The organism is Streptomyces anulatus, assembly GCF_000721175.1.
GTDB classification, from domain to species: domain Bacteria; phylum Actinomycetota; class Actinomycetes; order Streptomycetales; family Streptomycetaceae; genus Streptomyces; species Streptomyces anulatus_C.
Genome location: NZ_JOEZ01000019.1, coordinates 32,474 through 46,301, shown reverse-complemented (window position 1 = coordinate 46,301; position 13,828 = coordinate 32,474). Strand labels below are relative to the sequence as shown.

At 71.9% G+C, this 13,828-nt stretch carries 10 protein-coding genes; 7 read left to right on the top strand and 3 right to left on the bottom strand.

The window, feature by feature from the left end; translation table 11 throughout:
* Window positions 1-43 precede the first annotated feature (43 nt).
* The 7 genes from IG90_RS0123170 to IG90_RS0123140 are packed head-to-tail and all read left to right on the top strand — an operon-like array spanning window position 44 to window position 11,209.
* Window positions 44-892 carry a hypothetical protein gene (locus IG90_RS0123170; protein WP_124288614.1) on the top strand — a complete coding sequence of 283 codons (849 nt, stop codon included), beginning with the start codon at window positions 44-46 and terminating at the stop codon, window positions 890-892.
* Window positions 889-3,966 carry a non-ribosomal peptide synthetase gene (locus IG90_RS0123165; RefSeq protein WP_030587734.1) on the top strand — a complete coding sequence of 1,026 codons (3,078 nt, stop codon included), beginning with the start codon at window positions 889-891 and terminating at the stop codon, window positions 3,964-3,966. Before IG90_RS0123170 ends, IG90_RS0123165 begins: the two co-directional genes overlap by 4 nt.
* 23 nt (window positions 3,967-3,989) lie before the next feature.
* On the top strand, window positions 3,990-7,226 hold the full coding sequence (fabD, locus tag IG90_RS0123160) for an ACP S-malonyltransferase (protein WP_030587731.1): 3,237 nt from the start codon (window positions 3,990-3,992) through the stop codon (window positions 7,224-7,226).
* A 14-nt stretch (window positions 7,227-7,240) separates the two neighbouring features.
* Window positions 7,241-8,440 (top strand): cytochrome P450, encoded by a 1,200-nt coding sequence (locus tag IG90_RS0123155; RefSeq protein ID WP_030587726.1) that lies wholly within the window; start codon window positions 7,241-7,243, stop codon window positions 8,438-8,440.
* Window positions 8,441-8,454: 14 nt separating this feature from the next.
* Window positions 8,455-8,874: an aspartate 1-decarboxylase gene (gene panD / locus IG90_RS0123150; protein ID WP_030587723.1), complete on the top strand. Its 420-nt coding sequence runs from the start codon at window positions 8,455-8,457 to the stop codon at window positions 8,872-8,874.
* A 31-nt stretch (window positions 8,875-8,905) separates the two neighbouring features.
* Complete coding sequence (locus IG90_RS0123145) at window positions 8,906-9,862, top strand: class I SAM-dependent methyltransferase (RefSeq protein WP_030587720.1); 957 nt, start codon at window positions 8,906-8,908, stop codon at window positions 9,860-9,862.
* Window positions 9,863-9,871: 9 nt separating this feature from the next.
* On the top strand, window positions 9,872-11,209 hold the full coding sequence (locus IG90_RS0123140) for an acyltransferase domain-containing protein (protein ID WP_051860220.1): 1,338 nt from the start codon (window positions 9,872-9,874) through the stop codon (window positions 11,207-11,209).
* On the opposite strand, the gene IG90_RS0123135 is transcribed toward IG90_RS0123140, so the two are convergent.
* From IG90_RS0123135 to IG90_RS39640, 3 genes are read right to left on the bottom strand one after another with little or no spacing between them, the layout of a single operon-like run.
* Window positions 11,201-11,758: a DUF2087 domain-containing protein gene (locus IG90_RS0123135; RefSeq protein WP_030587714.1), complete on the bottom strand. Its 558-nt coding sequence runs from the start codon at window positions 11,756-11,758 to the stop codon at window positions 11,201-11,203. The two genes, IG90_RS0123140 and IG90_RS0123135, sit on opposite strands and share 9 nt — an antisense overlap.
* Complete coding sequence (locus IG90_RS0123130) at window positions 11,755-12,087, bottom strand: DUF6204 family protein (RefSeq protein WP_030587711.1); 333 nt, start codon at window positions 12,085-12,087, stop codon at window positions 11,755-11,757. Before IG90_RS0123130 ends, IG90_RS0123135 begins: the two co-directional genes overlap by 4 nt.
* A gap of 39 nt (window positions 12,088-12,126) precedes the next feature.
* Window positions 12,127-13,791, bottom strand: coding sequence for an MFS transporter (locus IG90_RS39640; RefSeq protein WP_033894572.1), 1,665 nt, complete (start codon window positions 13,789-13,791; stop codon window positions 12,127-12,129).
* Window positions 13,792-13,828 lie beyond the last annotated feature (37 nt).

Genomic DNA, 13,828 nt, shown 5'->3' with positions numbered 1-13,828 from the left:
AATTGCCCTGCATTGACCTTTAGATATTCAGGAGAATTGCCAGATGCCAAGCCCTGCCGTGTGGAATGTGGTGCTCGACGCAGCATCGGACGCCGACGTAGTGCTCGCCACCGACTTCCCGGTGACGGGCCGCAACGAGGGCGGTTTCACCGACCTGACGCCCAGCCTGGGACTGGACTGCGCCCTGTGGCAGACCGTCGCCCCGGCCCGGGTCCCCGGCCCCGGCATCGACCAGGACGAGTACCTCGCGCCCTGGCTGGCCGAGGTCGCCGCGAGCGGACGTACGGTCCGGGCGGTCCTCGGCTACTGCGCCGGATCGGTCTTCGCCGGTGCCCTGGCCGAGCGGATCGCCGCCCGGCAGCCGACGGCGCCGCAGGTGGTGGTCTTCGACCCCGAACTCGTCGACGTGCCCACCGTCCACCTGCAGTTCGGCCGGGTCATCGGCAACATGACCGCCGTGCTGACCCCGGCCGAGGTCGACGAGCTGGCCGGCGCGGCGGAGCGCCTGGCCGCCCGGCCCGGAACCACACCGGCCGAGTTCGCCGCCGAGCTCTACGCGATCTTCGAGCCGATCGGCTCGGCCGCGCTGCGCCGCGCCGGCCTCGACGAGGGCTACGCCGGTGAACTGGTGGCACTGGTCGGCTCGTTCATGACCTATCTCGGCGTCGCCGCCGGACTGGACCCGCGTCCCGGCTGGTCCCGGGCCACCGTCATCACCTCGGCGAGCCCGGCCAGCGGACTCAACCGGATGCGCGCCACCCCCGGCCTGGCACCGATCGGAGTCGCCGACGAAGTCCGGTTCGAGGTGGAGCACCGCGACCTGCTGCGTACCCCGGAGGTCGCCACGACCGTGGCTGGCCTGCTCGGCGCCGACTCGCAGGCCCGCCGGTGACGGCCGGCGCCGCGGACGCCCACGTGCGCGCCTCGCGCAAGGAGACCGCCCTGTGGCTGCTCGACGACCTCGTGCCCGGCAGCGGTGCCAACAATCTGTCGCTGGCCTTCCGTGTCGTCGGCCGCCTCGACCCGACGGCCCTGGCCGCGGCACTCGACCTGCTGCCACGCCGGTACGAGGTGCTGCGCACGGTCTTCCACCGCACCGACGACGCCCTGACCAGGACCATCCTGCCCAGCCTCCACATCGAGCCGGAGCAGGCCGCCGGGCACGGTGACGAGCGCGGCACGCTGACCGCTTTCGTGGCCCGCCCGTTCCGGGCCGACGGGAGCCCGCTGCTGCGCGCCCTGCTGCTGCACGGCCCCGACGAAGACGTCTTCTGTCTCGCACTGCACCACGCCATCGCCGACGTGCAGTCCACCGCCCTCCTGCGCGCCCAGCTCGTCGAGTTCTACGAGGCGGCGCTGGCCGGCCGGACCCCCGAGCCGGACCCGGTGCCCGCCTGGCACGAGCCCGAGCCCTCCGAGCAGAGTGTGACGTTTTGGCGCGACACCATGGCCGGGTTCCGCTCGTCCGGCTTGGAGCTGTGGTGCGAGAAGCCGGCCCCGGCAACCACCACGCTGGAGGGCGACGAGGTCACCCACGTCCTGTCGCCCGAGGCGCACGAGGTCGTCCGGCGGCTCCAACGCGAGCTGCGCGCGCCCGAGTCGGTCGTCCTCCTCACCGCGTACGCGGTGCTGCTGGCCGGGCACGGCGCCGGCCCCGACCTGACCATCGGATCGCCGGTCAACACGCGCGGCCGGGAGGCAGCCGGGGCGGTCGGCTACCACAGCAACCTGGTCACGCTGCGCCTGCTGACCGAGCGCACGGCCGGTTTCCGGGAGCTGGTCGGCCGGGCGCGCCGGGTGTTCATGGAGGCGATGGCTCACGCGGACATGCCGGCCGACGAACTGCTCGACGTGATCGAGCGCGACGGTTCCGGCTGGCGCAACGTGTTGTTCCGCCATGTGTTCAACTACGTGCCGTTCACCGCCGACCAGCGCACCTTCACGGTGGCCGGCGCCGCGGCGGAACTGGTCGTGGTCGAGAACGGGTTCAGCCAGTTCGACCTGGAGTTCTTCGTGACCTCCGACCGTGACAGCGCAACCGTGCGCGCGGCGTTCTACACCGGAGTCCTGGACCGTGCGGACGTCGAGCTGATGGTCCGCCGCTATGACGCGCTGCTGGTCGCCGTCGGCGCCGCCCTGGACACGCCGGTCGGCTTGCTGTCGATCTGGTCGCCCGAGGACCGCGCGATCATCGAAGCCGCCAACACGACCCACCAGCCGGTCGACCTGACGTCGGTGCTCGCCGGATTCGCCGAGCGCGCCGCAGCCGATCCGGACGCCCTCGCGGTCCGGGACGGGGACCAGCGGGTGAGCTACGGCCGCCTGTGGTGCGCCGCCGTGCACACCGCCGAGCGACTGACGGCGGCCGGTGTCCGCCCCGGCGACGTCGTCGCGCTGCTCGCGCCGCGAGGTGCGGCGCTGTCCGCCGCGGTGTTCGGCACGTGGCTTGCCGGAGCGTCGTACCTGCCGCTGGACCCGCACCACCCGGCGGAGCGGATCGCCTACCAGCTCGACGACGCGGGCGCACGGGTGGTGGTGACCGGCGACGGGCTCACCGCGCCCGGCGACCGGCGCACGATCCCGGCCCCTGACGTCGACACCGCCCCCACCGTCCCCGTAGACGCCGGCGCGGCCGGCGTGGCCGGGCCGGACGACCTCGCGTACGTGATCTACACGTCCGGATCGACGGGACGGCCGAAGGGCATCCCGATCACGCACCGGAGCCTGGTCAACCACATCACCGACTACGCGGTGCGCTTCGGCGTCGCTACGACGGCGCGGCCCACCGGCTGGCTCAGCACATACAGCTTCGACACCTCGTCGCTGGAACTGATGATGCCGCTGCTGCACGGCGGCCACACGGTCGTGCTGCCCGACGAGGCCCGCACCGACGGAGCCCTGCTGGCCGAGGAGATACGCGCCCACGACATCGGATTCCTCCAGGCGACACCGACCACCTGGCGACTGGTCGCCGACCGCATCACCGATCTGGTCGCCGGCCGCACACTGCTCAGCGGCGGTGAGCCCCTGCCCGGCGGGCTGGCCGCGACCCTGACCGCGGCGGGCGCCGAACTGTGGAACGTCTACGGCCCGACGGAGAGCACGATCTGGGCGACCGCGGGCCGGGTACCGACGGATCCCGGCGACCGAGTGGACGTGGGGACGCCGATCGCCAACACCCGGGTCTTCATCGCCGGCCCGAACGGGGAACCGTTGCCGATCGGCCTGCGCGGCGAGCTGTGCGTCGCCGGAGTCGGTGTCGCCTCCGGCTACCACGGACGGCCCGACCTCACCGCCGAGCGCTTCGGGGTGAACCCCCAGTGGGGACGCTTCTACCGCTCAGGAGATGTGGCGCGCTGGCGACCGGACGGCCGCATCGACCTGCTGGGCCGCATGGACCGGCAGGTGAAGCTGCGCGGCAACCGGATCGAGCTGGGCGAGATCGAGGCGGTTCTGTCCGACCACCCGGACGTCGAGGCGGCCGCCGTACTGGTGGTCGGCGATCCCGCCGCAGACGGCAGCCTGGCCGCCTTCGTCCAGGTGCCGCACCGGCCCGAGGCGGTGGAAGAGCTCTGGGAGCACGCCCGGCAGCGGCTGCCACGCTCGGTGGTGCCGCACCGGTTCCTCGCGGTGGAGGCGTTCCCGCGCACCGGAAGTGACAAGGTCGACTACCTGGCACTGGCGAACCTCGCCGCGCGACAACCGGCCGCGGCCGGCGGCGACACCGCGGGACCGGCCGGCGGCGACGCGCTCACCGCCATCCTGACCAAGCTCTTCGCCGAGTTGCTCGGTCGGCCGGACCTGGACGCCGACGCCCACTTCTTCACCAGCGGCGGCCACTCGCTGCTCGCCGCTTCGCTCGCGCAGCGCATCAAGGACGAGACCGGCGTCCGGCTGGCTCTCACCGACGTGTTCGAGAACCCGACCCCCGCCGCGCTGGCCGGCCGCCTGCGCGGGCTCGCGTGAGCGACCGAACAGGACCCCTCACCATGCTGACACCGGTCTTCCTCTTCGCGGGCCAGGGCTCCCAGTACCACGGCATGGGCCGGTGGCTCTACGGTGCCGAGTCGGTCTTCCGCGATGCCCTGGATTCCCTGGACGCGGTGGTGCGCGATGTCCACGGCGACTCGGTCATCGCCGCGATCCATGGCGATGGCCGCGGCGCGGAGACGGCGATGACCCGCCTGTCGCTCACGCAGCCGGCCATCTTCATGGTCGAGTACGCGCTGGCCCGCACGCTGCGCGCCCGCGGCTTCGAGCCGGAGCTGGTGCTCGGCGCCAGCCTGGGCGAGGTCGTCGCCGCCACGGTGGCCGGCATCTTCGACCCCGAGGAATGCCTGCGCTCGCTGCTGGACCAAGTGGCGCTCTTCGAGGCGGAGTGCCCGCGCGGCGGGATGCTGGCGGTCCTCGCCGACGCCGCCCTCGTCGACCGCGATCCCGCGCTGGCCGGGGCACATCTGGCCGCGATCAACGCGCCGGACAACTTCGTGCTCGCGGGCACGGCCGACCGGCTCGACGACATCGAGCGCCACTTGAACGCCTCAGGTGTGCTCTGCCAACGGCTTCCGGTGCTGTACCCGTTCCACTCACCGCTGATCGACGGCGTGCGCGGCGCGTTCACGAAGCTCGTGGGCGCTCTCACCCCGCGACCCGCCACGATCCCGCTGATCTCCGGAACGACCGGTGCCGAGGTGCACCACCCCGACTCGGACCACTTCTGGCGGGTCCTGCGCGAGCCGTTCGACCTGTCACGAGCCCTCGAACCGCTGCTGGCTCGCGACGATCTGCTCTTCCTGGACCTGGGTCCGTCCGGGTCGATGGCCAACCTGGTGCGGGCGCGGCTTCCCGAGGGCAGCCGGTCCCGGGTGTTGCCGCTGCTCTCCCCGTACGCCCGGGACGAGGTGCTGTACCAGGCGGTGCTCGACACCCGCTCGCTCCTCGCCGCACCGGCTCGACGAACCGAGGTGACCACCATGACCAATGAGACGCCCGTGGCCGACCCCGCCACCCCGGGCGACGGCTTCGACGTCTATGTCTTCCCCGGCCAGGGCGCTCAGGCCAAGGGAATGGGCCGAGACCTGTTCGACCGGTTCCCCGAGCTGGTCGAACGGGCCGACGCCGTCCTGGGGTACTCGATCCGTGAGCTGTGCCTGGAGGACCCCGGCCGCAACCTGCGCGACACCCGGTACACCCAGCCCGCCCTGTACGTGGTCGACGCCCTCACCTGGCTGGCCGCCCTGCAAGAGGGCGGCCGCCTGCCCGACTACCTGCTCGGGCACAGCCTCGGCGAGTTCGCTGCCCTGTTCGCCGCGGGCGTGTACGACTTCGAGACCGGGCTGCGTCTGGTCGCCGAACGCGGCCGGCTGATGGGACAGGTCACCGGCGGCACGATGGCGGCGGTCTCGGCCGTCGACGCCGACCTGGTCCGGGAGGTGCTGCGCGACAGCGAGCTGTCCGGACTGGACATCGCCAACTACAACGCGCCGACCCAGACCGTCATCGCGGGCCCGGCCGACGCGGTTAACCGTGCGCTTGCGCTGTTCAAGGACAAGGGCGCCCGCTGTGCCCCGCTCAACGTCAGCGCCCCCTTCCACAGCCGCTACATGGCGCAGGCCGCGGAGGAGTTCGGGCGCCTGCTGGACGCCACGCCGTTCGCCGCCCCGAAGATCCCCGTGATCAGCAACGTCGACGCCCGGCCGTACGCGCCGGACGCCGTGGCCGCCACGCTGCGCCGCCAGATCGTCTCCCCGGTGCGGTGGACCGACAGCATCCGGCTGCTGATGGGCCGAGGTGACTTCCGGGTCCGCGAACTGGGCCCGGGGCAGGTGCTGACCAAGCTGATCGCCCGGATCCGGGAGGAGGCCACCCCGCTCCGACCCGAGCCGGAACGAACCGTGGCGCCGACCGGGCCGGTCGGTGCTGCGGCGCCGCGGGGCGTGGAGCTGGGTTCGGCGGAGTTCCGGCGCGACCACGGGGTCCGGCACGCCTACGTCGCCGGCGGCATGCACCACGGCGTCAGCTCCGTCGCGTTGGTCGCCCGGCTGGCCCGCTCCGGCCTGCTCGGCTGCTTCGGTGCGGCCGGGCTCCCGCTCGCGGACGTCGCCGACGCGATCCGCGGCATCCGGGCGGCAGCCGGGGCGACCGCGCCGTTCGGGGTCAACCTCACCCATGACCCGTTCAATCCGCGCGCCGAGGCCGACATGGTCGACCTGCTGGTCCGTGAGAACGTCCGTCTCGTCGAGGCGGCCACGTACGTCGAGGTGACCCCCGCGCTGGTGCGGCATCGTCTGACCGGGGCCCGCATCCTCGCGGACGGCACCGTGCACGCCCCACGCAAGCTGCTGGCCAAGGTGACCCGCCTGGACACCGCCCGCCTGTTCTTCGCGCCGCCGCCGCGCTCCCTCGTGGCACGGCTGGTCGACGACGGACTGCTCACCGCCGAGGAGGCCGCGGCCGGCGAGCGGATCGCCCTGGCCGACGACATCTGCGCGGTCGGCGACGGAGCCGACTACACCGACCAGGGCGCACTGCCCGCGCTGCTGCCCTCGGTGCGCCGGCTGCGGGCGCAGCTCGGCGGGGTCGCCTCCGGCGTACGCGTCGGAGGTGGCGGAGGCATCGGCTCTCCGGAGTCGGCCGCCGCCGCCTTCGTACTGGGCGCCGACTTCATCCTCACCGGATCGATCAACCTCTGCACCGCCGAGAGCGGGCTCAGCGAACCCGCCAAGGACCTGCTGCCCGACCTCGACGTGCACGACACCGCGTACGCCCCGTACGGCGCGCTGTTCGAACTCGGCGGCCGGGCCCGGGTGCTGCGGAAGGGCGTCCTCTTTCACGTACGCGCCGGCAAGCTCTACGACCTGTGGCGCACCTACGACTCCTGGGACGCCGTGCCCGGCCAGATCCAGTCCCGGGTGGAACGCGACTACTTCGGCGCGGGTTTCGAGGAACTCGCGTCGCGGGTCGTCCCGGCCGGCGAGCCGGCCGACCCCAAGCGGCGGATGGCCCTGGTCTTCCGCTGGTACTGCGCCCAAGCCCAGCGGTGGGCGATCGAGGGCACCCCGGAGCGTGTCGCGGACTACCAGGTGGCCTGCGGGCCGGCGCTGGGCGCCTGCAACCACTGGTTGCGCGGCACCCCGTACGAGGCCTGGCGCGACCGGCACGCCGACGAGCTGGCCGACCGACTCATCACCGAAGCCGCCGAGATCGTCGGGTCCACCGGCGTTTAGCAAAGGAGAGCGTTGTGTCCGAGACCGTTCGTCCCGTCGACGGCCTGCCCATGACCCGTGGCACCTGCCCGTTCGACCCCGCACCCGAACTCGCCGAGCTGCGCGCGGAACAACCGGTGGCCCGCATGGTCTTCCCCGACGGCCACCTCGGCTGGCTGATCACCGGCTACGACCAGGTCCGCCGGCTCCTCGCCGCCCGGAGCATGAGCTCGCGCGGCGACCTGCTGCGAACGCCGATCCCGCTGCCGATGGCCGGGAACCGGACCGACTTGGCGCCGGGGATGTTCACGGCGATGGACCCGCCGGAGCACACCCACTACCGGCGTCGGCTGACCGCCTGGTTCTCGGCCCGCCGCACCCGGACCATGGAGCCGAGGCTGACCGAGCACGTCGAGCTGTATCTCGGCAGGATGATCGAGGAAGGCGGCCCCACCGACCTGGTCGCCGCGTACGCCGAGCCGGTCGCCGGGCTGGTGATCTGCGAGCTGCTCGGTGTTCCCGCCGACCGGCGTGACGTGTTCGTCAAGGGCATCAAGGCGCTGTTGACCGTCCACTCCAGCGCGGAGGAGGCGATCGCCGGCTGGCAGAACGTCGGTGGGCAGCTGATGGACCTGATCCGTGCCAAACGCGAAGAGCCCACCGACGATCTGCTCGGCACGCTGGTCGCCGACGGCGATCTCAGCGACGAGGAGCTGGCGACCATCGGCAGCGTGCTGCTCGTGGGCGGCTACGACACCAGCAAGAACATGATCGCGCTGGGCACCTTCGCCCTGCTGGCGCATCCCGACCAGTACGCGGCGTTGGCCGCGGACCCGGGCCTGGGCGCCAACGCGGTGGAGGAACTGCTGCGTTACGTGACGGTCATGCACGCCGGCTCGATCCGTGCGGCAGGCACCGACATGGACTTCGACGGGCACCACCTCACCGCAGGCGACGCGGTGTCCCTGTCGCTGGCCGCGGCGAACCGGGACCCGGCGCTCTGCGACGACCCGGACCGCCTCGACATCACCCGGCCGCCGGTGGCGCATCTCTCGTTCGGTTACGGCATCCACCAGTGCGTCGGGCAGCAACTGGCGCGACTGGAACTGCGGATCGCGTTCGAGGCGCTGGCCCGGCGGCTGCCCGAGCTGCGTCTGGCGACACCCGCGGACCAGGTCCGCACCAACCCCGAATCGATTATCTACGGCGTCCACGAGCTGCCGGTGACATGGTGAACGGAGACCACCCGGTGTACCGAGAGATGCTCAAGTCGAAGATTCATCGTGCAACGGTGACGCAGGCGGACCTGCACTACGTCGGCTCGCTCACGCTCGACTCGACGTTGATGGCCGCCGCGAACCTGCTGCCCGGAGAGAAGGTCGACGTCGTCGACATCGACAACGGCGCCCGGCTCAGCACCTACGTCATCGAGGGGCCGGCCAACAGCGGCGTGGTCGGCATCAACGGCGCAGCGGCCCGGCTGATCAGCCCCGGCGACCTGGTGATCATCATCTCGTACGCGGCGATGACCGAGGAACAGGCTCGCGCGTACCGGCCGAGTGTGGTCTTCGTCGACGGCGGCAACCGACCGCAGAACGTCGGTTCCGACCCGGCCGAGGTGCCCGACGGCGCCGACGACCTGATGCGCGGCGACACCGTCGACGCGTGACCGCACCGATCCGGCGAACTCGGAGACCACAATGAGCCAACCCGATGTGATGACCGCCTTCACCGCCGGTCTGGCGGACATCAACCTCGACGAGTCCAGAGCACCCCGCTCGGGGGTGAAGGCCGCCGGGATGAAGTCGGCCAGTTCCTCCATCTACGACATGGCGGCCACCCTGTCCGGTCGCGGCGAGCTGTGGAACTGGGGGATGCACGACCCTGATCTGGCAGCCGAGATCGAGGCCCGGCTGCCCGGGTTCACCGAGTTCGGCACCGACGGTTTCAGCGAGCAGCTCTACTACCTGGCTCTGCGCGATCTTCCGGACGGCTTGGACGGGTGCGCCGGCCGGGCGGTCCTCGAGGTGGGCTGCGGGACGGGCGAGGGGCTCAACTTCCTGTCCCGGCTCGTTCCCGGCGCCCGGATGACCGGCCTGGACCTGTCGCCGAAGGCGATCGCCCGGGCCGAGGCCACCCTGGCGCGGGGCGAGAGCCTGCGCTTCGTTCATGGCGATGCCGAGGAGCTGCCGTTCGAGGACTCCTCGGTGGATGTGCTGATCAACATCGAGAGCTCGCACACGTACCCCGATCTGGGCCGTTTTCTGCACGAGGCCGCGCGGGTGCTGCGTCCGGGCGGGGCGCTGTCGCACATCGACGTGTTCACCCGTCCGCGGCTGCGGACGATGCGCGGGATCACCGAGGAGATGCCTCAGCTGAAGTGGATCACCGATCACGACGTCTCCGGCGAGGTCCGCGCCGCGGTGCGCCGCCGGATGGCCCCGGGCAGCCGCTTCCGCCGCACGCTGGACCGGCAGCGGATGAACCCGTTGGTGCGCACGATCGCCACGCACAGTCAGATCCTGATGTTCGGTGGCATGTTCGCCGACTACCGGCCGCCCGCCTCGATCAAGGTACTCAGCCGGCTGGGCATCGTGCCGTGGATGAGTGGCCTGCCGATGGAGAGCTACCGGCACCAGGTCGCCGTCCGAGTGTGAGGGGGAGAAGTGACCGTACGGCTGTTCGCCGTCGCCGCCGAGACCGAGGACGGCCTGCTCGCCGCGATCCACGGGCACGCCGACCGGATCCGCGCCGGCCGGGATCTGCCCTCGCTGGCCCGGTACTGCCACGACGCGGCAGCCGGGACGACCGGCCTGGCACACCGGGCCGCTCTCACCGCCGAGTCGTACGACGACCTCGCCGCGGGCCTGGACAAGCTGGTGCAGGGGTGGGCCGACCGGACGTCGGCACCGTCGCTGTCCCGCCGACTGGGCCTAGTGTTCGTCTTCGCCGGTCAGGGCGCTCAGTGGGACGGCATGGGCCTGGAGCTGCTGGCCACCGAGCCGGTGTTCTGCGCGGCGCTGCGGCGCTGCGACGAACGGGTACGTGAGCTGGCCGGCTTCTCGGTGATCCAGCAGCTGCGGGCCGGCCCGGCGGCATCGCGTCTCGGTGAGATCGACGTGCTGCAGCCGACGATGGTGTCGTTGCAGATCGCCCTGGTGGCCCTGTGGCGCAGCTGGCACGTGGAGCCGGACGCGGTGACCGGGCACAGCATGGGCGAGATCTCCGCCGGGTACGCGGCCGGAGCGCTCAGTCTCGATGACGCCCTGCTGATCGCATGCCGCCGCAGCGCCCTGCTGCGGCGCATCGCCGGCCGGGGTGCGCTGGCCACCACCGAGCTGTCGCCCGAGGCCGCACACGCCCTGGCCGACGCCAGCGGAGGCCGTATCTGCGTCGCCGGGGAGAACAGTCCCCGCTCGACCGTGCTGGCCGGGGACACCGCCACGCTGACCGCTCTGGTCGAGGACCTTGACCGGCGCGGCGTCTACTGCCGGATGGTGCGGGGCACGGTTGCCTCGCACAGTCACTACGTCGACGAATTGCGCGACGACCTGGCTACGGCGCTGCGCTCGCTGAGCCCGGTGCCGTCACGGGTGCCGATCTACTCGACCGTGACCGCGGCGCCGGTGCCCGGCACCGAGCTCGGGCCAGAGTACTGGATGCGCAACCTGCGCGAGCCGGTCCGGTTCGCCGCCACCACCGGCCGGCTGGCCGAGGACGGCCACGAGATCTTCGTCGAGGTCAGCACCCATCCGGTGCTGCTCAGCAGCCTGCGGCAGACGCTGGAGAGCGCCGGACGGCCGGGGGAGGTGCTGCCCTCCGGCCGCCGGCGGACCGAACGCCGGGCCATGCTGTCGTCGCTCGGCACGCTCTTCACGTATGGCCGCGACCCGCACTGGCCGACGTCCGCCCCGCCGGGGCCGGCGCTCACGCCCTACCAGGCCGCCGTCCTGGAGGCCGTCCGGTGCCCGCGGTCCTCGCCGGTTGCGGCGGGTTCAGGATGACTGGCCGGGCCCGACGAGGGAGACGAGCCGGTAGGCGCCCGACTCGCGGTGCAGGAAGCCGTCGTCGACCAGGAACCGCCGCAGCGAGACCGGGTCCACGGTGGTGCCCTCGCACCACGGCCGCAGCAGATCGGTCACGGTGCGCTCGTCGTACCCCCGGTCGGCCTCGAAGGTCGTCGCCGCGACGTGGTCCAGCACGGCCCGCCGGGTCTCGTCGTCGTCCTCCGGCAGCCGGACCAGCACCGTGCCACGGACGTAGCCGCGCAGCCCGGGATCGGGCTGTTCGGCCTCCGCCTGCTCCTGCAGGCGGAGGCCGGCGGTCTCGGCCGCGGCGCCCAGGGCGGCCTCGTCGACGGCCAGCCGGCCCGGGCCCTGGGCGACGACCAGTCCCTCGCGCAGCAGCCGGCCGATCGCCGGGGCGGCCTCCGGGGCGGCGAGCCCGGTCGTGGCGAGGATCTCCGCGGACGTCGACGAGCCCAGGGATATGGCCGAGAAAACCCGCCGCAGAGCGGAGTCGGAAAGGAGAATGGTGAATGTCTCGGGCGTCATCGTCCCCGTCGCTTGATCTTGATGGTCTCCAGGTCGGTGCAGACGGACCGCAGGTCGCGCACATCGGCGCCGAGGTCCCGGACGGCGGCCGTGGCCAGTTTCTCGGCCCCGGCGACGACCTCGTCGATCTTGTCCTCGGCGTCGGCCTTCACGACACAGCGGAAGGTGAAGGTGAGCAGGGTCCGCTCGTAGGTGACGGTGCCCTCCTCGGTGAACTTCGACTGGAACAGGTCGTGCTTGTCGGCCACGGCCAGCAACTTGGCGCGCTGGTCGTCGTCGAGCGGCGCGAATTTGCCGTAGACGATGATCTGGTAATTCTTGCGGGGCATGGTGGTGGTGCTCCTCAGGTGTCGGGGGGACGGGGACGGTCAGGACACTCCCAGGCGCCGCGGTTGCCGCGGCAGCAGGAACAGCAGGCAGATCACCGCGGCCAGGCCTGCGGACGCCCAGTAGAGGGCTTCGCTGAAGGCGGCGGTGAACGTCCCGGAGTTGATGTCGGCCAGGGCGTTTCCGATCACCTCCTGCTGGGCGGGGTCATCGGTGCCGAGGGCGCGGCAGGTGTCGGGCACGGCGGTGAGGTCGGCTTGGTCGTGGGCGTCGACGGCGCAGGTGCGGATCTCGGCCTGCTGCGAGGCGACGGCCGGGACGCTCGGCAGCACCCGGTCGGCCTCCGTGCCCGCATGGGAGGCGAGGCCGGAGAAGAAGATCGCACCGATGATCGCCACGCCGAGGGCAGCGCCGAGCTGACCGGCCGCGTTGATCAGGCCGGACGCCGCGCCCGCCTCCCGCGGCTCGACGTTGTTCAGGGTCAGGCCGGTCAGCGGAGCCAGCAGCATGCCCATGCCGGAGCCGAGCAGCAGCATCGGGACGACGGCGTGCCAGGAGGTGATCGATTCGCCGGCCAGGTCGGCGATCCACGCGTACAGCAGAAGCCCGGCCATCATCAGCAGCGCCCCGGCGAACAGGCAGTTGCGCCCGTAGAGGGGGAACAGCTTGCGGACGGCGAGGTTGCCGGCGATCGGGACGCCCAGCGAGAACGGGATCGCGGTAAGACCGGTGTGCAGAGCCGACCAGCCGAGACCGCCCTGCAGGTAGAGCGTCCAGCTGAGGAAGAAGCCGGCCGGGATGCAGCTGAACAGCAGCTGCGCGCCGACCCCGGCACCGAAGGTCCGGATCTTGAAGAGGGAGAGGACGACCAGGGGCGACCTGTCCTTGGCGGTCTTGTACCGCTCGTAGTAGACGAACGCCACGAGGACCGGCACGGAGGCCATCAGCGAGGCGATGCTCCAGGCCGGCCAGCCGAGTTCGCGGCCGCGCAGCAGGGGCAGCAGCAGCAACAGCAGGCCGGTGGTCACCAGCACCATGCCGACCAGGTCCAGCCGGGTGGCACGGGGCGACTTCGACTCGCGCATCCACATCGCGCCGGCGATCAGGGCGGCCGCGCCGAACGGCAGGTTGACCACGAAGACGGTCCGCCATCCCAGGCCGCCCGGATCCCAGGAGACCAGCACGCCGCCCAGCAGCGGTCCGGCGACGATGGCCAGGCCGATCATGCTGGCGTACAGGCTGACGACCCGGCCGATCTCCTCCGCCGGGAAGGTCACGTAGATGATCGCCAAGACCTGCGGCACCATGATCGCGGCGGCGATGCCCTGCAGCACTCGGGACGCCACCAGGACTTCGGCGCTGGGGGCGAAGGCGCACAGGGCCGAGGCCACGACGAAGCCGGCGGCGCCGGCCAGGAAGGCCCGTTTGCGGCCGAAGATGTCGCCGAGACGGCCGCCGGTGATCAGCGTGACCGCGAAGGACAGGGTGTAACCGACGTTCAGCGCCTGGACGGCGGCCGAGGAGGCGCCGAGGTCCTCCTGGATGCTCGGGATCGCCACGGTGACGATGTTGACGTCGAGCAGGTCCATGAAAGTCGCGGCAAGCAGGACGATCAGCGCCAGCCAGCGCTTGGGGTCCGGACCGTCGGCGGCGACGGGCGGTCCGAGAGCCGCTTCCGCCGTCGTCGACTTCGCTTCCTCGCTCATGGGGGGTACTCCAGTTCTTCGGTATGGCGTGGCCGGG